We start from the raw sequence: 20,670 nt of genomic DNA, 5'->3' as shown, positions 1-20,670 counted from the left end.
CTCGTGTCAGCAACGTCGCGCTTACGCGCCCGACGTCGTTTCCTTGAACTTGCCGTACTCCATCAGGCGCTCGTAACGGCGCGCCTTCAGATCGGCGATGCTCATGCCCTGGAACTGGCGCAGCGAGTCGGAGAGCGCGCGCCGCAGCAGCGCAGCCATGCCCTTCGGGTCGCGATGCGCGCCGCCAAGCGGCTCGTTCACGATCTTGTCGATCAGGCCGAGCGCCTTGAGGCGGTGCGCAGTGAGACCCAGCGCCTCGGCGGCCTCGGGCGCCTTGGCCGCGCTCTTCCACAGAATCGATGCGCAGCCTTCCGGCGAGATGACGGAATACGTCGAAAATTGCAGCATCATGACCGTATCGGCCACGGCGATCGCGAGCGCGCCGCCCGAACCGCCTTCGCCGATGATCGTCGTGATGATGGGCGTCTTGAGTTCCGCCATCACGTAAAGATTGCGGCCAATGGCTTCCGACTGGCCGCGCTCTTCCGCGCCGATGCCGGGGTAGGCACCCGGCGTGTCGACGAAGGTGAAGATGGGCAGGCCGAATTTTTCGGCCAGGCGCATCAGGCGCTCGGCCTTGCGATAGCCTTCCGGACGCGGCATGCCGAAGTTGCGCGCAGCGCGCTCCTTCGTGTCGCGGCCTTTCTGCTGGCCGATCACCATGCAGGCCTGGCCATTGAAGCGCGCGAGGCCGCCGACGATCGAAAGGTCGTCCGCGAAAGCGCGGTCGCCGTGAAGTTCATGGAAATCGGTGAACAGCTCGTGCACGTAATCGAGCGTGTACGGACGCTGCGGATGACGCGCGATCTGCGAAACCTGCCACGGGCTCAGGTTCGCGTAGAGGTCCTTCGTGAGCTGCTGGCTTTTCTTCGACAGCCGCTCGATCTCTTCCGAAATATCGACGGCCGAATCGTCCTGAACGAAGCGCAGTTCTTCGATCTTCGCTTCGAGTTCAGCGATCGGCTGCTCGAAATCCAGAAACGTGGTTTTCATGTGTTGGAATCCTTGCACTATGCGGCAGCGCGTATTCTAACCGCGCCGGCCATCATCGAAATCTGAACTGAACTATCGAATTTGGGTAACGATAGAAAATAACCAAATAACCCCGGGCTTGTCGTAGCAGCCCGAAATCGGGGCCAGTATTGCCGCATGCCCATGACACGGTTGCTGGCAGACCCGCTTTTCACGATGTCGTCACGACGGTTCGAGGCTGCGCCACATATACCAGGTTGCGACGGTTCGCCACGGCTCCCAATTGGCCGCCACTTCACGGGCTTCACTGCGCGTGACCGGCTCACCACTGAAGTAATTGACGCTGATCGCCTGGATGAGCCCGAGGTCGTCCAGCGGCAGTACGTTGGGGCGCGCGAGATTGAAGATCAGGAACATCTCGGCGGTCCAGCGGCCAATGCCGCGAATAGCCGTGAGCTCCGCGATCACGTCCTCGTCGTCCATGCTGGTCCACTTGCCGACGTGGAGCGCGCCCGAGACGAAATGCTCGGCGAGATCGAGGATGTACTCCGTCTTGCGCTTCGAGAGACCGCACGCCGCCAGTTTCTCGTGGCCGAGCTTGAGGAACTGCTGGGGCACGAGCTTCGGGCATGCGGATTCGACACGTTGCCACAACGCCTGGGCCGCCGCCGTCGAGATCTGCTGGCCGACCACCGAACGCGCGAGCGTGACGAACGGGTCGTCGCTGCTCATGAGATGGACAGGGCCGAACTTCGGGATGAGCTTCTTGAGGATGCGGTCGCGCTTGACGAGATCCGCGCAAGCCTTGTCCCAGTAATCGGGACGCACGACCTCCGGCTCATTGCCGCGCGCGGCAGCCGTCGGCGCCTCGATGCCGTCACTGGCGACGGAACCCTCGGACATTGCGCCCACCATCGGCGCGGCGCCGTCGAGCGCCCCATTGACCTTCGCGCGCGCCGGCTTTGCCGGGGAGCCCGCCTTGACTGCGCCATTGGGTGCCCGCTGCTCAGCCTGCGCCTTCGCGCCCGCTTTCTTCGCACCGTCGACCGCAGCGGTGTCGTCTTGCTGTGCCTTCAAGGCGCCAGTGCGCGCGGCGCGCCTTTTGGCCTCGCCTGCCGCGCCCGTGAGCGACGCAGAGCGCTTTGCCTGCGTCTTCGTGGCCGTTGCCATCCTGCCTCCTGCCTCGCGAATCGATCAGTGGAAACTGGACAGCCCGCTCACACGCGGCGCCACTCGGTCAACCCGCCCGGTTTGTCTTCGAGCGCGACACCGGCATCGAGCAGTTCGGCCCGGATCCGGTCCGCCTCCGCATACTGTTTCGCCTGCTTCGCGGCGGTGCGCGCCGCGATTTTCGCCTCGATCGCAGCCACGTCGAGCGCGCCCGCATCCTGCGCGCCCGCTGCCTGCTGAAGGAACGCGCGCGGCTCGCGCACGAGCACGCCAAGCACGCGCCCGAGGCGCTGCAACTGACGCGCCAGCACGGCGTCGCGCGAGCGGTTCACTTCCGTTGCCAGCTCGAACAGCACCGAGATGGCAACAGGCGTATTGAAATCGTCGTTCATTGCCGCCTGGAAACGCTGCGCGTGCGCCTCGTTCCAGTCGAGCTCGCCTGCATCCGGGCTCACGTCCTTGAGCGCCGTGTACAGACGCGTGAGCGCATTGCGCGCGTCGTCGAGGTGCACGTCGCTGTAATTGAGCGGCGAGCGATAATGCGCGCGCGCAATGAAAAAGCGCACGACTTCCGCGTCGTACATCGCCAGCACTTCGCGGATCGTGAAGAAATTGCCGAGCGACTTCGACATCTTCTCGTTGTCGATCTGCACGAAACCGTTGTGCATCCAGTAATTGACAAACTTCTCGCCGGTCGCGCCTTCGCTTTGCGCAATCTCGTTCTCATGGTGCGGAAACTGCAGATCCTGGCCGCCGCCATGAATGTCGAAATGCTTGCCGAGCAGCGTGCAGCCCATCGCCGAACATTCGATGTGCCAGCCCGGACGGCCGCGCCCGTACTTCGAATCCCAGCTCGTGTCGGCGGGCTCTTCCGGCTTTGCCTGTTTCCACAGCACGAAGTCGAGCGGATCCTGCTTCGCATCGTTCGCCGCCACGCGCTCACCCGCGCGCAGGTCCTCGATCGACTTGCCAGACAGCGCGCCGTAGCTCGCGAATTTGCGCACCGCGTAATTCACGTCGCCGTCGCTGCCCTGGTAGGCGTAGCCATTGCTTTCCAGCATGCCGATCATATCGAGCATCTGCGGGATGTACTGCGTCGCGCGCGGCTCGAGATCGGGACGCTCGACACCCAGTGCATCGGCGTCTTCGTGCAGCGCGTCGATGAAACGGTCGGTCAGCGATTTGATCGGCTCGCCATTCTCCACCGCGCGGCGAATGATCTTGTCGTCGATGTCGGTGATATTGCGCACATAGGTCACTTTGTAGCCTAGCGTGCGCAGCCACCGCTGCACGACGTCGAACACCACCATCACGCGCGCGTGCCCGACATGGCAATAGTCGTACACCGTCATCCCGCAGACGTACATGCGTACGACGCCGGGCTCGATTGGCACGAAATTTTGCTTGTCACGCGCGAGCGTGTTGTAGATGCGCAGTGATTCCATAGAGACGATGGATACGTGGGTCGAAAGAAATCCGCGACAGCGCCGACAACAGCCCGCGAGTAAAAATACCGCGTTGCTCGAGGCTGCGTACAGTCGCGCTCAATCAGTCATCAGGGCGGAGACGACCACGAGTAGTGAAAGAAAGCCTGGCGTGCCGCGAAGACTGTCCGGAAGCAACGCCCCGGGCCGGCCGCAACAAGCCGCGATGAACCGGAGCAGACGCTCGAGAGGCACCCGCTGCCGCGCGGCCAAAAGCGCGCGACGAAAACGCACAGACCTTTTGTTAGAATGGCTCGGAGTATAACACCGCGACCTTCCCCTATGAAATCTTCCAGCGGCCGCGCACCACGCGCTGCGACCCTTGCCGCGGCAGCTCTCGCGAGTGTCGCGTTCGTCTTCGGCGGCGCGTTCGTGGCACATGCCGCGCCGCCCGCCACGGCCGACGGCACGCCCGGCGCCGACGCAGCGATCGCCCAGCGCAACTGGGCGACGGCGCTCACTGAGCTGGACGCGCGCATCAAGTCGAATCCGCGCGACGTGCAGGCGAAGTTCAAGCGCGCGACCATCCTCGCGCGCCTTGGCCGCGACGACGACGCCATTGAAGCCTTTACCGAGCTCACGCAAGCCTACCCGGAACTGCCCGAGCCCTATAACAATCTCGCGACGCTCTACGCGAAGCATGGCCGCTATGAAGAGGCGCGCGTCGCCCTTGAGACGGCCACGAAAGCCAACCCGTCGTACAGTCTCGCTTGGGAAAACCTCGGCGATCTGTACCTGCGCATGGCCGACGCATCGTACCGCCACGCAAGCAGCCTCGGCCACACGAGCGGACCAACGCAACAGCGCCTTACCGACATCGAGAAGATCGTCAATCCGCCGGCCACGCGCAAGCGAGCGCGCGCAGCGGCAGCAGCGACACCCGCGCCGGAAGCCGAAACGACGACCGTGAGCCCGATGCTCGACAATCCGGTGTACCAGTTCGGCGGCCCCACCGGGTCGCTCGCGACGCCGCCCTTCGTGGCGCCTTCGCGCTAAGCCGCCGCGCGCAACGGATCCGTTCGGCGACGCGCAGCGACACGTTTTTCCCCGTACTTCCGAGGACACTCATGAAATGGTTGATGTTGGCGCTCGGCAGCGCCGCCCTGATCGCGAACGCGCCCGCCTTTGCGCAAACCGGCCAGCAGGCCGCGCATCCGCAGGTGCTCTTCAAGACCAGTGAAGGCGACATCCGCGTCGAACTCTATCCCGAGAAGGCGCCCAAGACCGTCGATAACTTCCTCCAGTACGTGAAGTCCGGCCAGTACAACGGCACGATCTTCCATCGCGTGATCCGCGGCTTCATGATCCAGGGCGGCGGCTACACCACGAGCTTCGTCGAGAAGCCCACGCGCGCGCCGGTTCCACTCGAGAGCAGGAACGGGCTGAAGAACCTCACTGGCACCATCGCGATGGCGCGCACGAGCGATCCGAACTCGGCCACCGCGCAGTTCTTCATCAACACCGTCGACAACGCCGGCCTCGACTATCCGAACCCGGACGGCAATGGTTACGCGGTGTTCGGCAAGGTCACCCAGGGCATGGACGTCGTGAAGAAGATCGAAGCGGCGCCCACCACCTCGCGCGGACCGATGTCGGACGTGCCGCAAAAGGAAATCGTGATCCAGTCGGCCACCGTCGTCGGCAAGTAACGCCGCAATTCAATCGTCGCGAAGCGGCCGCACTATAGCTGCCTCACTATTCGTCACGCGGCGCTGCAACGGTACACGCGAGCGGCCACACACCCCGCCTCGTACCGCTACGGCGCCGCCCTTTCCCCCCAAGCCACTGACTAAGGATCCATCATGGTCGAACTGCACACGAACCACGGCGTCATCAAGCTCGAACTGAACGCCGAAAAGGCACCGAAGACGGTCGCCAACTTCCTCAACTACGTGAAGAGCGGCCACTACGACGGCACGGTGTTCCACCGCGTCATCGACGGCTTCATGATCCAGGGCGGCGGCTTCGACGCCAGCATGCAGCAAAAGCCCACCCAGGCACCGATCGAGAACGAAGCGAATAACGGCCTGAAGAACGAGCGCGGCTCGATCGCCATGGCGCGCACCAACGATCCGCACTCGGCATCGGCGCAGTTCTTCATCAATGTTGCCGACAACGACTTCCTGAACCACTCGTCGCCGACGCCGCAAGGCTGGGGCTACGCTGTGTTCGGCAAGGTCGTCGACGGTCTCGACGTGGTCGAGAAGATCAAGAAGGTCAAGACGGGCTCGAAGGGCTTTCATCAGGACGTGCCGCTCGAAAACGTCGTGATCGAGAAGGCTGTCGTCGTCGAATAACGTCAAGACGCGCGCTTCATTCATGCTGCAGGAAAAGGCATTAAGACACGCCGCTGCGGGCGTGCCCGGCGAGGGCAGACGTCCGCACGCGGCGCGTCCGTTTTTCTTCATCTCCGACCTGCACCTGAGCGTAGCCATTCCGCGCACGGTCGCCGCGTTCGAGCATTTCATCAGTGTCACGGCCGATCAGGCCGACTCGGTGTTCATTCTCGGCGACCTCTTCGAATACTGGATCGGCGACGACATGCTCGCCGATCCATTCGTCGCGCGCATGACCGCGCTGATGCACACGCTCTCCGAGCGCGGCATCGCGCTCTACGTCATGCACGGCAACCGCGACTTCCTGCTGGGCAAGCGCTTCATGAAAGCCGCGGGCGCCATCTGGCTGCCCGACCCCATCGCCATCACCGCATTCGGCACGCGCATCGCGCTCGCCCACGGCGACGCACTATGCACCGACGATCGCGGCTATCAATTCTTTCGCCGTTTCGCGCGCAACCGTCTCGCGCAACTGCTCTTTCTCGCGTGGCCGTTCCGCTGGCGCCGCGCGCTCGCGGAGCGCATGCGCCACAAGAGCGAGGCGGGCCGCGAGCGGCCCGCGCTGCCGAAATACGATGTCACCGCCAAGGGGGTTGCAACGCTCTTCAGGCGCGCACGCGCGAACACGATCATTCACGGGCACACGCATCGTCCCGCGCGCCATCAGGAACCCGGCGGCACGCGCTGGGTGCTGCCAGACTGGGACCTCGATCACGGCAAGCCGCGCGGCGGCTATCTGCGCGTCGACGCTGAAGGGTTCAGGATGTTGCCGCTCGATTGAGCAATAAGCGAAGAAAAGTGCAAGTGCCGTAGAGAAAGTGCACGGAGCACTTCAAACGCGTGACGCCGCGTTCTCTTGCGTATTTTCAGACTCGTGCGGCGTCGCCCCGCCCTCCAGCCCCTCCGAGAGCCGGCGCAGTTGCGCGAGTGTCGCGTCAGCGCCATGCAGCGCTTCGAGCCGAGCGCCCAGCCGCTCGAGCGCAGCCGCAATCGCATCCACGCGCTGCGTCTGCGTGGCGGCGTGATCGATCAGGCCATGAATGGCGAGCGAAACAGGATCATCGGCATTGGGCGTGATGCCGTAGGCACAAAACCCCTCACGCGCGCTCCCCGGCTTCACTTGCTCGGGCGCGGTCTTCGCAGGCGCGATGATGCGCGCCGGATTGCCCACCGCGGTGCCGCCCGCGGGCACCGGCTTCACGACCACGGCGTTCGAGCCGATCTTCGCCTGCGCGCCCACCGTGAAGCCGCCTAGCACTTTCGCACCCGCACCCACGATCACTCCGGGGCCAAGCGTCGGATGGCGCTTCGCGCCGCGCGTGAGCGACGTTCCGCCGAGCGTCACACCCTGGTAAATCGTGCAGTCGTCGCCGACTTCGGCAGTCTCGCCAATCACCACGCCCATGCCGTGATCGATGAACACGCGCCGCCCGATGGTGGCGCCCGGATGGATCTCGATGCCGGTCAAAAAGCGCGCGACCTGCGAGACATAGCGCGCGAGCCAACGGCGCTTCGCGAGCCAGCAGGCGTGGGCAAAGCGATGCAGGACGAGCGCATGCAGACCTGGATAACAGGTCAAGACTTCCCAGGCGCTGCGGGCGGCGGGGTCGCGCTCGCGGATCGTGGCGATGTCTTCGCGAAGTCTATTGAACATGGCTGTCACACGCTCGACGTGAGGAACATGGGGGGAAACGGCCGTGCTGCGCCCCTGGCGCGCGCAGCTCATGCACGGCTTTAGCAGCCGTACTGATTTGCTTGTGAACGAAAATCGATTGTAGGCGAAAGGCGCGCGCGAGCTGGCAAGCCCCCGCGGGCATCAAGGTCGGACGCGCGGCCTCGGTGAGTCCCCGCGGCGCGCCTCGTTACGAGGCTATTTCCCGCCTTCCTTGCCCTTGAGCATCAGGATGTGCTTGGCGATCCCGCGCACGATGTTGACTTCCTCACGCTCGAGCCCGGAGCGCGCGAAGAGCCGGCGCAGCCGCGACATCAGCTTCTTCGGATTGGCGGGATCGAGAAAATCGAGCGCGATCAGAGCGTTCTCCAGATGCACATACATGCGCTCGATGTCGTCGCTCGTGGCGAGCGGTCCGGCGGCTAACCCGCCGGAAACCGCCCCCGCACCCGGCAATGCGATGCCGGGCTCGCCTTCGCCCAGGTACGCGAGCCGCAGTTCATAGGCCAGCACCTGCACCGCCTGCGCGAGATTGAGCGAGCTATAGGCCGGATTCGCCGGAATGTGGGCGAGCGCGCTGCAGCGCTCGACGTCGTCGTTCGAGAGCCCGGTGCGCTCGTTGCCGAACACAAGTGCGATGTCACCGTGCGCGACCTGGCGGCAGGCATCCTGCACCGCCTGGCGCGGCGCCCCAGGAGGCGGTCCGTATTCGCGCGTGCGCGCCGTGAGCGCCATCGACCATTGCACGCCCGCGAGGGCATCGGCCAGCGTCGGGACGATGTGGGCGGCCGCGAGGACGTCGTCGGCGCCGCTCGCCATCGCGACTGCCTCCGGATCGCAATGGACCAGCGGCACGCGCGGCGCGACCAGCACAAGCCGCGAAAAACCCATGGTCTTCAGCGCGCGCGCCGCGGCGCCGACGTTGCCCGGATGGCTGGGCTCAACCAGCACGAAGCGGGTGGACGTGAAACCGCCTCGCAACGGCTCGTGGGCCTCGCCGGCGTGCGACGGGGATGCCGCCGTGGCGGCCGGATGATCGGTAGGGACGTGTGAATCTGGAGGCACCAAGATGAATCTCTGACGACAACGTAAGGGAAACATCTATGGTAGCGCGCCTTGCCCGCCCGGCCTATCCGCCCCGTCGGACCGGCCTCTGTCACGCATGGCCATCGATAAAGCGATGGAATACCTATATTCGGGTAAAATACAAGATTCGCGCGTTTTCGGCCGGCCAGGCCGCCGCGCCCCGCTCTTATCCAATTCGTCTCCGTTGGCGGTTCAGGACCTGTAAGCCCAGCCGCAAGCCGTTCGCGGCTCGCGCCCTGTCCAATCGTTAGACGCTTTTATCTTCTGCACCACCGGCGCGCCACATGCTCGGGCAAGCGCCGGACAACAAGGATCCAGGCACATGCATCCCATGCTCAACATCGCTGTCAAGGCCGCGCGCCGCGCCGGACAGATCATCAACCGCGCGTCGCTCGACCTCGACCTCATCCAGGTCGCGAAGAAGCAGCATAACGATTTCGTCACGGAGGTCGACAAGGCGGCCGAAGCGGCCATCATCGACACGCTCAAGACCGCCTACCCCGATCACGCGATTCTCGCCGAAGAATCCGGCCACTCGGAGAACGAATCGGAATACCAGTGGATCATCGATCCGCTCGACGGCACGACCAACTTCATCCACGGCTTCCAGTACTACTGCGTCTCAGTCGCGCTCGCGCACAAGGGCATCGTCACGCAGGCCGTGGTCTACGATCCCACCCGCAACGACCTCTTCACCGCCTCGCGCGGCCGCGGCGCGTTCCTGAACGACCGCCGCATCCGCGTGGGCCGCCGTGACCGTCTCGCCGACGGCCTGATCGGCACCGGCTTCCCGTTCCGCGAGAAGAACGGCCTCGAGAGCTATTGCGAGCTCTTCGCCGAGATGACCAACGCCTGCGCCGGCCTGCGCCGCCCGGGCGCTGCCGCGCTCGATCTCGCGAACGTCGCCGCGGGCCGCATGGACGGCTTCTTCGAACAGGGCCTCAGTCCGTGGGACGTCGCTGCGGGCGGCCTGCTCGTCACGGAAGCGGGCGGCCTGGTCGGCAACTACACGGGCGACTCCGACTTCCTGCACGTGGGTGAAGTCGTCGCCGGCAATCCGAAGATTTACGCGCAAATGGTGCCCGTGCTGTCGAAGTACACGCGCGTGAAGAAGGAAGGCTGAACGAAGCCGCCTGCGCGCGCTGTTCTGGCGCATCAAGCGGCTTCGGCCGCTTTTTTGTTTCGCGCACGGCTTCGCGCGCGAGGTCGTCACCCTGACGATCCACGACGGCACCCCAACGGCTCTTCCCCGCGATGAAGAAAGGCTTCTACACGATCATCGCCGCGCAGTTCGTTTCGTCGCTCGCCGACAACGCGCTTCTGATTGCGGCAATCGCGCTGCTCACGGTGATCTCGTCGCCGGCCTGGGTCACGCCGCTCCTGCAGATTTTCTTCACGATCTCCTACGTGCTGCTCGCGCCCTTCGTCGGCGCATTTGCCGACGCCCTGCAAAAACGCCATGTGATGTTCGTCTCGAACGCGCTCAAGGCGGCCGGCTGCCTGCTGATGATCGCGGGCGCGCACCCGATGATCGCCTATGGCGTGGTGGGCTTCGGCGCGGCGGCCTACTCGCCCGCAAAATACGGAATCCTTACCGAATTGCTGCCCGCCGAAAAACTCGTCGCGGCGAACGCGTGGCTCGAATCGGCCACCGTGCTCTCGACGATCGCCGGCACGATGCTGGGCGGCGCGCTCGTCTCCACTTATGCGGAGCGCTTCGTCGCCCATCATCCGTTGCCGCTCATCCGCACGGCCGCCGATCTCGCGATGCTCGCGGTGATGCTCACCTACGCGCTCGCTGCGCTCATCAACATCGGCATTCCCGACACCGGCGCGCGCTATGAGAACCGGCTCCGGGAGCCGGGCCGCCTCGTGTCCGACTTCGTGCATTGCTTCAATGTGCTGTGGGCCGACAAGCTCGCGCAAATTGCGCTGTGGGTTACGACGCTGATGTGGGGCGCCGCCGTCACGCTGCAACTGCTCGTGCTCAAATGGGCCGATGCGAATCTCGGCCTGTCGCTCTCGAAGGCCGCCGTGATGCAAGGCGTAACGGGGCTCGGCATCGCGCTGGGGGCCGCGGCCGCGGCCGCCTGGGTGTCGCTGCGCGCGTCGTTGCGCGTGCTGCCAGTAGGCGTGCTGTGCGGCATGGTGGCCGTGGCGATGGCGTTCTACAGCAAGGGGCTCTTTCCGGCGGGGGAAGGCGTGCGCGTCGGCGCGTTCGTCATGCCCTTCTACCTGCTTTTCGCGTATCCGCTGATGGTACTGCTCGGCACGCTCGCGGGCTTTTTCATCGTGCCGATGAACGCACTGCTCCAGCACCGTGGCGCGACGCTGCTTTCGGCGGGCCATTCGATCGCCGTGCAGAACTTCAACCAGAATCTCGCCGTGCTGCTGATGCTCGGCGCCTACGCGCTGCTGCTCACGGTAAAGGTGCCGGTGCAGTGGATCATCGTCGTGTTCGGCCTGTTCGTCGCCGCGATGATCGGGCTCGCGATGCGGCGAAGTGCGGCAAACGCACGCACGATCGACATGCACGCGCTCGTCGACGGGCATCGCGCGCACCAGGCCATCCGGCCTGGTTCGCATGAGCGCGACGCGGGTTAAACTCACGCCCTGAACTCTTAGCAAGACACCGACGATGGCTACACACACCGCCAGCGCCAGCGACACCGCGCAACACACTCCCATGATGCAGCAGTATTTGCGCATCAAGGCCGACCACCCGGGCACGCTGGTGTTCTACCGGATGGGCGACTTCTATGAGCTGTTCTTCGAAGACGCCGAGAAAGCCGCGCGCCTGCTCGATCTCACGCTTACGCAGCGCGGCGCGTCGGCGGGCAATCCGATCAAGATGGCGGGCGTGCCGCATCACGCCGTCGAGCAATACCTCGCGAAGCTCGTGAAGCTCGGCGAGTCGGTGGCAATCTGCGAGCAGATCGGCGACCCGGCCACCTCGAAGGGGCCGGTCGAGCGCAAGGTCATGCGCGTGGTCACGCCCGGCACGCTGACCGACGCGGCGCTCCTCTCGGATAAAAACGACGTCTATCTGATGGCGGTCTGCCCGGGTCACAACCGGCGCGGGGTGACGGTCAACGTGGGGCTCGCGTGGCTGAACCTCGCGAGCGGCGCGCTGCGCCTGGCGGAAGTCGCGCCGGAACAGGTCGCGGCGGCATTCGAGCGCATTCGTCCCGCGGAAATCCTCGTGGCGGAAATGCCGGCGGAGTCCTCGGGCTGGGCGCCGCCCGCTGCAAACGGCGCAGGCTCGGGCGGTGCATTGACGCGCGTGCCGGCCTGGCACTTCGACGTCACCTCGGGCAAGCAGCGCCTGTGCGACCAGCTCGACGTCGCAAGCCTCGACGGTTTCGGCGCGCAGGCGCTCACCAGCGCATGCGGCGCGGCCGGCGCGCTGCTGCTGTATGCCGCCGCCACACAAGGCCAGCAGTTGCGCCACGTGCGCAGCCTCAAGGTCGAAGCCGAATCCGAATACATCGGGCTCGATCCGGCCACACGCCGGAATCTCGAGCTGACGGAAACGCTGCGTGGCACCGAATCACCCACGCTGTGCTCGCTGCTCGACACGTGCAGCACCGCCATGGGCAGCCGCCTGCTGCGGCATTGGCTCCACCATCCGCCGCGCGACGCGGGCATCGCACAGATGCGCCAGCAGGCCATCGGCGCGCTGCTCGAAGCGCCGCCGTCCGCCAGCGTCGACGCATTGCGCGGCGCACTGCGCCAGATCGCCGACGTAGAGCGCATCACGGGGCGCCTCGCGCTGCTTTCGGCGCGCCCGCGCGATCTGTCGAGCCTGCGCGACACCTTCGCCGGCCTGCCTGCGCTGCGCGAGCAGGTCGCCGCAGCGAGCGGCGCCTCGGCCACGCTCGACCACATCGTCGAAGCGCTCGAGCCGCCCGGCGAGTGCGCCGACCTGCTGCAGCGCGCGGTCGCGCCCGAGCCCGCCGCCATGGTGCGCGACGGCGGCGTAATCGCGCCCGGCTACGACGCCGAACTCGACGAGCTGCGCAACCTCTCCGAGAACTGCGGCCAGTTCCTGATCGACCTCGAAGCGCGCGAACGCGCGCGCACCGGCATCGGCAATTTGCGGGTCGAGTACAACAAGGTGCACGGCTTCTATATCGAGGTCACGCGCGGCCAGACCGACAAGGTGCCCGACGACTACCGCCGCCGCCAGACGCTCAAGAACGCCGAGCGCTATATCACGCCCGAGCTCAAGGCATTCGAGGACAAGGCGCTTTCGGCACAGGAGCGCGCGCTCGCACGCGAGAAGGCGCTCTATGACGCGCTGCTCCAGGCACTGCTGCCCTTCATTCCCGATTGCCAGCGCGTCGCCGCAGCGCTCGCTGAGCTCGACCTGCTCGCCGCCTTCGCCGAACGGGCGCGCGCACTCGACTGGAATGCGCCGGAATTCTCCGAAGCGCCCGGCATCGAGATCGAACAGGGCCGCCATCCGGTCGTCGAAGCGCAGGTCGAGCAGTTCATCGCCAACGACTGCCTGCTTACCGCCGAGCGCAAGCTGCTGCTCATCACCGGCCCGAACATGGGCGGTAAATCAACGTTCATGCGCCAGACCGCGCTCATCGCGCTGCTCGCTTACGTGGGCAGCTATGTGCCGGCAAAACGCGCGCGCTTCGGCCCGATCGACCGCATCTTCACGCGCATCGGCGCCGCCGACGACCTCGCGGGCGGCCGCTCGACCTTCATGGTCGAAATGACCGAAGCCGCCGCCATCCTTAACGACGCCACCCCGCACAGTCTCGTGCTGATGGACGAAATCGGGCGCGGAACGTCTACCTTCGACGGCCTCGCGCTCGCATGGGCCATCGCACGGCACCTGCTCACGAGCAACGGCTGCCATACGCTGTTCGCGACGCACTACTTCGAACTCACGCAGTTGCCCACGGAATTCGCACAGGCAGCCAACGTTCACCTGTCGGCGGTCGAGCACGGACACGGCATCGTGTTCCTGCACGCTGTGAGCGAAGGCCCCGCGAACCAGAGCTACGGGCTCCAGGTCGCGCAACTTGCGGGCGTGCCCAACCCGGTAATCCGCGCAGCGCGCAAGCACCTCGTGTATCTCGAGCAGCTCTCGGCCGGACAGCCCACGCCGCAACTCGACCTGTTCGCCGCCCCTGCCGCTGCCGAAGACGACGATTTCGACACGCAATCGTATGTGGAAGACGCACCGGCAGCGACCGACCCAGGCGCCGCGCTCGTCGCCGAACGGCTGCGCGCGCTCGATCCGAACGAGCTGCGGCCGCGCGATGCGCTCGATCTGCTGTACGAACTGCATGAGCTGGCCAACGCGCCGGACGGCAAACGCTGAGCGTCGCCTCGCGACGCCGCCCCGGCCATTTCCGCATGGCCGGGGCGGCGCTCGGGGTATCGCTCCAGGTGTCAGTATTTGGTGGCGTCGCGGACTACAAGGCGCGCTCGTCTGCATGGCGCTGTTCGGCCTGCCGCTCGCCGCTCAAGCACAAGACCCTTCGTCTTCACCACGCTATTCATTCGCCGTAGTCGCGAACGTCGTCACCGAGCCCGGCGACGAAGCCACGCTCCAGCGCCTCATCGACGCGATCGGACGCGATCCGCAGATCTCATTCACCGTCTATGACGGCAACCTCAAAGGGCCGCGCGAGACGTGCACGGATCGCCTCTACGACCGGCGCCGCGCGTTGCTCGACGCGTCGCGCGCGCCGCTCGTGTTCGTGCCGGGGCAGCGTGACTGGAGCACCTGCGGCTCGACTGGCGCAGGCGGCTACGATCCAGTCGAGCGGCTCGATTTCCTGCGCCAGAACTTCTTCACCGACACCAATTCGCTCGGCCAATCCCCTCTCACGCTCACGCGCGAAAGCGAGGTCTCGCGTTTTCGGCCTTATCGGGAAAATACACGCTGGCAGTTCGGCGATACGGTGTTCATTGCACTGAACGCACCCGACGGCAACAATCATTTTCTGAACGCCGGCGGCCGCAACGGCGAATTCGAAGACCGCGTGATCGCCAATGGCTTCTGGCTGGAGCATGCGGCCGAGTTCGCGCGCCGCCGCAATGCGCGTGCCATCGTCATCTTCATGCAGGGCAACGCGATGCCCGAGCAGTACGAGCGCCAGGACCGCTTTGCATGGCTACGTTTTCGCCACACGCCCCGCGATGGTTACACCGAGTTGCGGCGCAGTCTCACAAAGCTCGCGGAAACTTTCCGGGGCCCGGTGATCCTCGTGCATTCGGAAACGGCGAAGCTCGCACATGGCTTCACCATCGATCAGCCCTTGCGCAACGAGAAGGGAATCAGGATTGCAAACGTCACGCGCATCGCATTCTCGCTGCACGACCCGCTCACGCAGTGGCTTCAAGTCGATGCGGATATGGCGCGCCGCACACCGCTGCGCGTGAGCGTGCATGAGGTGCCCAAGCACCTGCCGCTGCTGCCGCCTCAACTGCCGGCGCCTGTGCAAGGCGGCAGCAGCGAACCCGCGTTGCCGGACATGCCGGAAATATCGTCGATGCCCGACGTGACGGAGATTCCCGGGATGCAACAGGCGCCCGACGCAAATGGCGCGAGCGGGACAAATCGGGCAGGAGAAATGGGTTCGCCAGGCGGCGCTAGCGCGGGAACGGTGATGCCTGCGTGGCCTTCACAGCGCATGGCGCCATGAACAGGACGAGGGGAAAACAATCGGGACGCGAAGCAAAACGCGCCAGCAGTAACTACCGAACAGTAACTACCGGCGCGTTGCCTGGTCAATGCAGGGTGGGTTTGGAGGCGGGTTCGTCGCCGTCTTCGTCGTCGTCCTCATCGGCGATTTCGAGACCTTCCGCGCCATGCGCATGTTCGTGCTCGATCTCGTCCTCGGTCGCCTGACGCACTTCCTTGACCGACAGCGCGAAACGCAGCGCCATGCCCGCTAGTGGGTGATTGCCGTCGAGCACGACTTTATCTTCGGCAACGTCGGTAACGGTGTAGATGAGCGTGTCGAGATCCTCATCGCCCTCTTCGGGCGTGCCTTCGAACTGCATGCCCACTTCGAGCGGTTCCGGGAAACGGCTGCGCGGCTCAATCTTGACGAGTTCGGGATCGTACTCGCCGAAAGCGTCGGAAGGCTCAAGCTGGATCTGGGTCTCGAAGCCCGGCTCCTTGCCGTCCAGCACTTCCTCGATCTTGGGGAACGTGCCATCATAGCCGCCGTGCAGATAGACCATCGGCTCGTCGCTTTCCTCGATCAGATTGCCCTGCGCATCCGATAGCTTGTAAGCGACCGACACGACGGTGTCCTTTGCAATTTTCATTCGATCCTCCAGATTACAGACCACATTATACGATGCCCAAGCGGTCCCCAGACCACCCGGAGGACGCCCGCAAGCGGCGCGCCCCCTCCTCCCTGGCATGTCCCGCGCCCAATACGCCCACGCCGCTGCTTGGCGGCCTGAGTCCGGCGCAGTTCATGAAGAAATACTGGCAGAAAAAGCCATTGTTGATCCGCCAGGCGATACCCGGCATCACCGCGCCGCTTTCGCGTGACGAACTCTTCGCGCTGGCCGACCAGGACGACGTCGAATCCCGCCTCATCACGCACTTTCGCAAGCGCTGGGCGCTCGAGCACGGCCCGTTTTCCGCCGACGAACTGCCGACACCGAAGACGCGCCAATGGACATTGCTCGTTCAAGGCGCGGACCTGCACGACGACCGCGCGCGAGCGCTGCTCGAACGGTTTCGCTTCGCCCCCGACGCCCGCCTCGACGACCTGATGATCTCGTACGCGTCCGACGGCGGCGGTGTCGGCCCGCATTTCGATTCGTACGATGTGTTTCTGCTGCAGGTGCATGGCAAGCGGCGCTGGCGCATCGGCGCGCAGCGCGACCTGTCGCTGGAGGAAGGGCTGCCGCTCAAGATCCTCGCGAATTTCGAACCCGAGGAGGAATGGGTGCTGGAACCGGGCGACATGCTGTACCTGCCGCCGCACATTGCGCACGACGGCGTGGCCGAAGGCGAATGCATGACCTGCTCGATCGGCTTTCGTTCGCCTTCCACCACCGAACTCACGAGCCAGTTTCTCTACTGGCTGGCCGAGCGCGGCGCGGATGGCGTGGCCAGCCGGAATGCGGGCAATAGCGCAGGCAACAACGGCGCAGGCAACCCCGCGCTCTACCGCGACCCTGACCAGCCCGCAGTGTTGCATCCGGCACAACTGCCCCCGGCACTTGTTGAGCGCGTCTCGGCCGTGCTTGCTAAAGTGCGATGGAATGATGCGGATGTGTCCTCGTTCGTCGGCTCGTGGCTTTCGGAACCGAAATCGAACGTGGTGTTCGACGCTCCCGAAAAGCCGCTGGACGAAGCGCGTTTTGTTGCGCGCGCCGCGAAAAATGGGATAAGACTCGACCGCAGGGCAATCCTGCTTTACGATGCGCGGTCGTATTACCTGAACGGGGAGCAGTACTTGCTCAAAGAAGTGAGAAAATGGCTGCCGGCATTGGCCGACAACCGCTTTCTGGATGGGAAACGCTTTGTAACACTCTCACACGATTCGTGTGTGACATCGTTGCTACACGAATGGTATTGTGCGGGCTGGATACGGCTCGGGGTGCTTGCGTAAGCGCTTCGGACTGTTATACCGTACGAATATAGTGCTTGTATGAGAAAGACAACGTATTGTCCCCGGATTTGTCGACGGTCGATACGAAAGTGCCTATAATTTCCGCCCAGGCCGTAGGGAAGATTCACGCTCTTGCAGTGCATCTCCACCAGCGGCTCAGGTCGATGTTGGGGCACATTACCGGTATTATTTTGCGCTGTTGCTTACCTTTAACCATAAAAGGACGTGATCATGAAGAAATCCCTCCTCGTAGCATCCCTGCTGGCAGCTGTTGCACTCGCTGCGTGCAACAAGAGCAGCGAACAAGCTGCTGCACCGGCTAGCGACGCTGCTGCTGCTTCGGCACCGGCTGCTGCTGCTTCGGACGCAGGTGCTGCTGCTTCGGGCGCCGCTGCTGCTGCGAGCGAAGCTACGGCTGCTGCGAGCGACGCTGCCTCTTCGGCTGCCGCTGCTGCTTCGGACGCTGGCGCTGCTGCTCCGGCTTCGGGCGCAAGCCAGTAAGCTGTATTCGCGAGGTGCTCGTCCGAAGCTCCGGCTTCAGCGGGCATCGAAGCGAACCGCCGGGCGGTCTGATGGCCTCGTCAGACGCGCGGCGGGCAAACAAAAAAGCCACGAACCCAGGTTCGTGGCTTTTTTGTTGCATCCGCTCGTTCGCTAAACGTCATGCCGGCACACAAATCTATGCGCGACGCATGTAACCGCCGCGGCGCATATGCAAGCGGACATTACACGACGCACGCCCGGCAGCGTCATTGGGCGCCCTGCTCTTCCTCGCCCGTGAAGAACGCCCGCACAACCTCGATCTCGCGCGTGCGCTTGAACGGCGGCAAGCTTTGCCAAATACGCCGGCCATAAGGCTTGTCCACGAGGCGCGTGTCGCAGATCATCAGCACGCCGCGATCGGTCTCCGCACGAATCAGACGCCCGGCGCCCTGCTTGAGCGTGATGACCGCTTGCGGCAGTTGATGGACGGCGAATGGGCTCAAGCCCTTTTTCGCCAGCGCATCGAGACGCGCGGCCAGAACGGGATCATCGGGCGGCGCGAACGGCAGCTTGTCGATGACGACGAGCGACAGCGCATCGCCCCGCACGTCGACGCCTTCCCAGAAGCTCTGGCTGCCTACGAGGATCGCGTTGCCATATGCGCGAAAGCGTTCGAGCAACTCGGTGCGGCTTGCATCGCCCTGTACCAGCAAAGGCGTATTCCAGCCACGCGCCTCGATCGTGTCGCGCAGCTTCGTGGCGATTTTGTCGACGGCGCGCAACGTCGTGCACAACATGAATACGCCCCCCCCCGATGCTTCGATGGCGGGTAGCGCGGCGTCGAATACCGCATCGGTGAATTGCGGCGACGACGGCTGAGGCATATTGCGCGGCACGTACAGCAAACCCTGCTGCGGATAATCGAACGGGCTCGGCAACGTCATCGAGCGCCGCGAACTCAAGCCCATCTGCGCCGCATAGTGCGTGAAGTCGCCGCGCACGGAAAGCGTCGCCGACGTAAAGATCCACGTGCGCGGCACGCCCGCGCGCTGCTTCGCGAAAATGGGCGCCACCGAAAGCGGCGTCTCGTGCAACTGGACCGTGTGCGAAAACACTTCGACCCAGCGGACCTTTTCATCGTCGGCACCGGACTCGCTTGCGGCGTCCGCCGAAGCATCGGGCTGGTCAGCGCCGCCGGCAGCCTGCGCGCCGCGCGACGACGCGTCACCTGATGCGCCTGGGGCAACCCACCCAGACAGCACGCCCTGGAGTTCGCGCGCGCGGCGCAAGCACGCCCCCAGCGATTCGGCACGCTCGGCTTGCCCCGCAAGTGCGGCAGCGAGCGTGCCCAGTTCGGTCTGCAAGGCATCGAGCGTGTCGAAGAGCGGATGATCCTCGGGCAACTGCGCGATCGACACGCGCAGTGAATCTTCCTTGAATGCGAGCCGCACATCGCGCGCCGCGCGTTCGAGCGCCGCGCCGAGCTTCACCCATTCCACCGCATCGCGTGCATGGCTCAGGCCTTCGGCCACGCAATCGCGCGCGAGCTCGAGAAACTGTGCGGTCGAAAGCGTTTCGCCGAAAAACAGCGTGGCGGTTTCGGGCAGTTGATGGGCCTCGTCGAAGATGATCGTGTTGGCGCTCGGCAGCAACTCGGCCATGCCGGTGTCGCGCAGCATGATGTCCGCGAAGAACAGATGGTGATTCACGACGACGATGTCGGCCTGCTGTGCCTCGCGGCGTGCCTGCATTACGAAGCAGTCCTTGTAGTTCGGACACTCCTGACCCAGGCAGTTATCACGCGTGGAGGTGACCATCGACCAGACCGCTGCCGTTTCGGGCACGCTCGCGAGCTCGGCCTTGTCTCCCGAACGCGTGATCTTCGCGAAGCGGATGATCTCCTGCAGATACGCCGTTTCCTGGCGCGACGGCAAGCGGCCATTATCGGCCGTGCGCTGCAGATAGTAGTGGCACAGATAATTCGAGCGACCCTTGAGCATGGCCACGCTCACAGGCACCGCGAGCGCGTCGCGCACGGTGGGAATGTCGCGAGCAAAAAGCTGGTCCTGCAAATGCTTGGTGCCCGTCGAAACGATCACCTTGCCGCCCCACAGCATGGCCGGCACGAGATACGCATAGGTTTTGCCGGTGCCCGTCCCCGCCTCGACGATCAGCGTGTTGTCGCCGGATTCGGTGGCAGCACGCGCGGCGTCTTCGGCACGGTCCTGCGCGGGGACCGGCGCGCCGCGTTCGAGACGTCGTACGGGACGCGATTGTGCCTCGAACATCGCCGGTTCCGGCAAGGCCTGGGCGGCAGCTTCCATCGCTGCGGCCACAGCGCGCGCCATTTCGATCTGCGCGGCGCGCGGGCGATAGCCGTCGATCTCGCGTGCGAGCAGCCCGTTGGCAGCGAAAAGCTCTTCGAGTTCGGCGCCACGGCGCGCACTCAATGCAGGCGCGGTCGATGATGAATGGGTGGCGCGTGCGTCACCATCCTGCGCGCCGCCTTCGTGCGCGGGACGGGATCGGGAAACGGTCGTTGAATTCAAGGCAAGCGGTTCCTGCTCGGTCCTCGGCGCGCGGCCCGACTACAGCCGCGCCCCGGCGCCTGCCAGGACCCGGAATCAGGCGTGCCCGTTCGAGGTCTTTGTTGAATCGGGTTCCAGCTGCAGTTGCAGCAGGATGATGTTGTCCTTCAGCTTGAGCTTGCGCCTCTTCAGCTTCTGCAATTCGAGATCGTCGTAGTCCGACGTCTCGCACATCCTCTCGATCAGACGGTCGAGATCGTCGTGTTCCGATTCCAGTTGCAGAATGCGGTCACGAAGGACCTCGCCCTTGACTTCACGATGCTCGCGCATGCT

Annotated in this window: 18 protein-coding genes; 10 read left to right on the top strand and 8 right to left on the bottom strand. The window is 64.7% G+C overall.

Annotated features, from left to right (window positions below):
- Window positions 1-21: 21 nt before the first annotated feature.
- The 3 genes from NH14_RS25480 to cysS form a co-directional block, all read right to left on the bottom strand.
- Window positions 22-993 carry an acetyl-CoA carboxylase carboxyltransferase subunit alpha gene (locus NH14_RS25480; protein ID WP_035531959.1) on the bottom strand — a complete coding sequence of 324 codons (972 nt, stop codon included), beginning with the start codon at window positions 991-993 and terminating at the stop codon, window positions 22-24.
- A gap of 201 nt (window positions 994-1,194) precedes the next feature.
- Window positions 1,195-2,142 carry a DNA-3-methyladenine glycosylase family protein gene (locus tag NH14_RS25475; RefSeq protein WP_035531961.1) on the bottom strand — a complete coding sequence of 316 codons (948 nt, stop codon included), beginning with the start codon at window positions 2,140-2,142 and terminating at the stop codon, window positions 1,195-1,197.
- Window positions 2,143-2,189: 47 nt separating this feature from the next.
- A complete protein-coding gene (gene cysS, locus NH14_RS25470; RefSeq protein ID WP_035531963.1) occupies window positions 2,190-3,587 on the bottom strand; it encodes a cysteine--tRNA ligase in 1,398 nt (465 codons plus the stop codon).
- Between the two features lie 321 nt (window positions 3,588-3,908).
- Here cysS and NH14_RS25465 point away from each other — a divergent pair, with 321 nt between their 5' ends.
- From NH14_RS25465 to NH14_RS25450, 4 genes are all read left to right on the top strand, one after another.
- Window positions 3,909-4,622, top strand: coding sequence for a tetratricopeptide repeat protein (locus NH14_RS25465; protein WP_035531964.1), 714 nt, complete (start codon window positions 3,909-3,911; stop codon window positions 4,620-4,622).
- Window positions 4,623-4,693: 71 nt separating this feature from the next.
- A complete protein-coding gene (locus tag NH14_RS25460) occupies window positions 4,694-5,275 on the top strand; it encodes a peptidylprolyl isomerase (RefSeq protein ID WP_035531966.1) in 582 nt (193 codons plus the stop codon).
- 153 nt (window positions 5,276-5,428) lie between these two features.
- Complete coding sequence (locus NH14_RS25455) at window positions 5,429-5,923, top strand: peptidylprolyl isomerase (RefSeq protein WP_035531969.1); 495 nt, start codon at window positions 5,429-5,431, stop codon at window positions 5,921-5,923.
- A 22-nt stretch (window positions 5,924-5,945) separates the two neighbouring features.
- Window positions 5,946-6,743, top strand: a complete 798-nt coding sequence (locus NH14_RS25450; RefSeq protein ID WP_035531972.1) for a UDP-2,3-diacylglucosamine diphosphatase — start codon at window positions 5,946-5,948, stop codon at window positions 6,741-6,743.
- Between the two features lie 51 nt (window positions 6,744-6,794).
- Here the strand turns inward: NH14_RS25450 and cysE are convergent, their stop codons facing one another.
- Together cysE and NH14_RS25440 are read right to left on the bottom strand one after the other, a co-directional pair.
- Complete coding sequence (gene cysE / locus NH14_RS25445; RefSeq protein ID WP_052148403.1) at window positions 6,795-7,616, bottom strand: serine O-acetyltransferase; 822 nt, start codon at window positions 7,614-7,616, stop codon at window positions 6,795-6,797.
- Window positions 7,617-7,832: 216 nt separating this feature from the next.
- Window positions 7,833-8,699: an RNA methyltransferase gene (locus NH14_RS25440; protein WP_035532033.1), complete on the bottom strand. Its 867-nt coding sequence runs from the start codon at window positions 8,697-8,699 to the stop codon at window positions 7,833-7,835.
- Between the two features lie 343 nt (window positions 8,700-9,042).
- Between NH14_RS25440 and NH14_RS25435 the strand changes: the two genes are divergently transcribed.
- The 4 genes from NH14_RS25435 to NH14_RS25420 all read left to right on the top strand — a co-directional run bounded on the left by NH14_RS25435 (window position 9,043) and on the right by NH14_RS25420 (window position 15,391).
- On the top strand, window positions 9,043-9,843 hold the full coding sequence (locus NH14_RS25435; RefSeq protein WP_035531974.1) for an inositol monophosphatase family protein: 801 nt from the start codon (window positions 9,043-9,045) through the stop codon (window positions 9,841-9,843).
- Between the two features lie 131 nt (window positions 9,844-9,974).
- Window positions 9,975-11,324 (top strand): lysophospholipid transporter LplT, encoded by a 1,350-nt coding sequence (gene lplT / locus NH14_RS25430; protein ID WP_052148405.1) that lies wholly within the window; start codon window positions 9,975-9,977, stop codon window positions 11,322-11,324.
- A 34-nt stretch (window positions 11,325-11,358) separates the two neighbouring features.
- Window positions 11,359-14,061 (top strand): DNA mismatch repair protein MutS, encoded by a 2,703-nt coding sequence (gene mutS, locus NH14_RS25425; RefSeq protein WP_035531976.1) that lies wholly within the window; start codon window positions 11,359-11,361, stop codon window positions 14,059-14,061.
- A gap of 115 nt (window positions 14,062-14,176) precedes the next feature.
- A complete protein-coding gene (locus tag NH14_RS25420) occupies window positions 14,177-15,391 on the top strand; it encodes a hypothetical protein (RefSeq protein ID WP_152617268.1) in 1,215 nt (404 codons plus the stop codon).
- Window positions 15,392-15,476: 85 nt separating this feature from the next.
- On the opposite strand, the gene NH14_RS25415 is transcribed toward NH14_RS25420, so the two are convergent.
- The gene (locus NH14_RS25415; protein ID WP_035531978.1) at window positions 15,477-16,022 is read right to left on the bottom strand and encodes an FKBP-type peptidyl-prolyl cis-trans isomerase; all 546 of its coding nucleotides are present in this window, start codon (window positions 16,020-16,022) and stop codon (window positions 15,477-15,479) included.
- Between the two features lie 32 nt (window positions 16,023-16,054).
- On the opposite strand from NH14_RS25415, the gene NH14_RS25410 reads away from it, so the two are divergent.
- Window positions 16,055-17,326 (top strand): cupin domain-containing protein, encoded by a 1,272-nt coding sequence (locus NH14_RS25410; RefSeq protein ID WP_084225834.1) that lies wholly within the window; start codon window positions 16,055-16,057, stop codon window positions 17,324-17,326.
- Between the two features lie 231 nt (window positions 17,327-17,557).
- Window positions 17,558-17,827, top strand: a complete 270-nt coding sequence (locus NH14_RS25405) for a hypothetical protein (RefSeq protein ID WP_084225835.1) — start codon at window positions 17,558-17,560, stop codon at window positions 17,825-17,827.
- A gap of 248 nt (window positions 17,828-18,075) precedes the next feature.
- Here the strand turns inward: NH14_RS25405 and yoaA are convergent, their stop codons facing one another.
- Both yoaA and NH14_RS25395 read right to left on the bottom strand, forming a co-directional pair.
- Window positions 18,076-20,358, bottom strand: a complete 2,283-nt coding sequence (gene yoaA / locus NH14_RS25400; RefSeq protein WP_035531987.1) for a DNA repair helicase YoaA — start codon at window positions 20,356-20,358, stop codon at window positions 18,076-18,078.
- Between the two features lie 75 nt (window positions 20,359-20,433).
- Complete coding sequence (locus NH14_RS25395; protein WP_035531989.1) at window positions 20,434-20,667, bottom strand: DUF465 domain-containing protein; 234 nt, start codon at window positions 20,665-20,667, stop codon at window positions 20,434-20,436.
- Window positions 20,668-20,670 lie beyond the last annotated feature (3 nt).

The organism is Paraburkholderia sacchari (genome assembly GCF_000785435.2).
Taxonomy (GTDB): Bacteria; Pseudomonadota; Gammaproteobacteria; order Burkholderiales; family Burkholderiaceae; genus Paraburkholderia; species Paraburkholderia sacchari.
The sequence above is the reverse complement of the archived record's forward strand: the minus strand, read 5'-3'. Positions and strand labels throughout refer to the sequence as shown.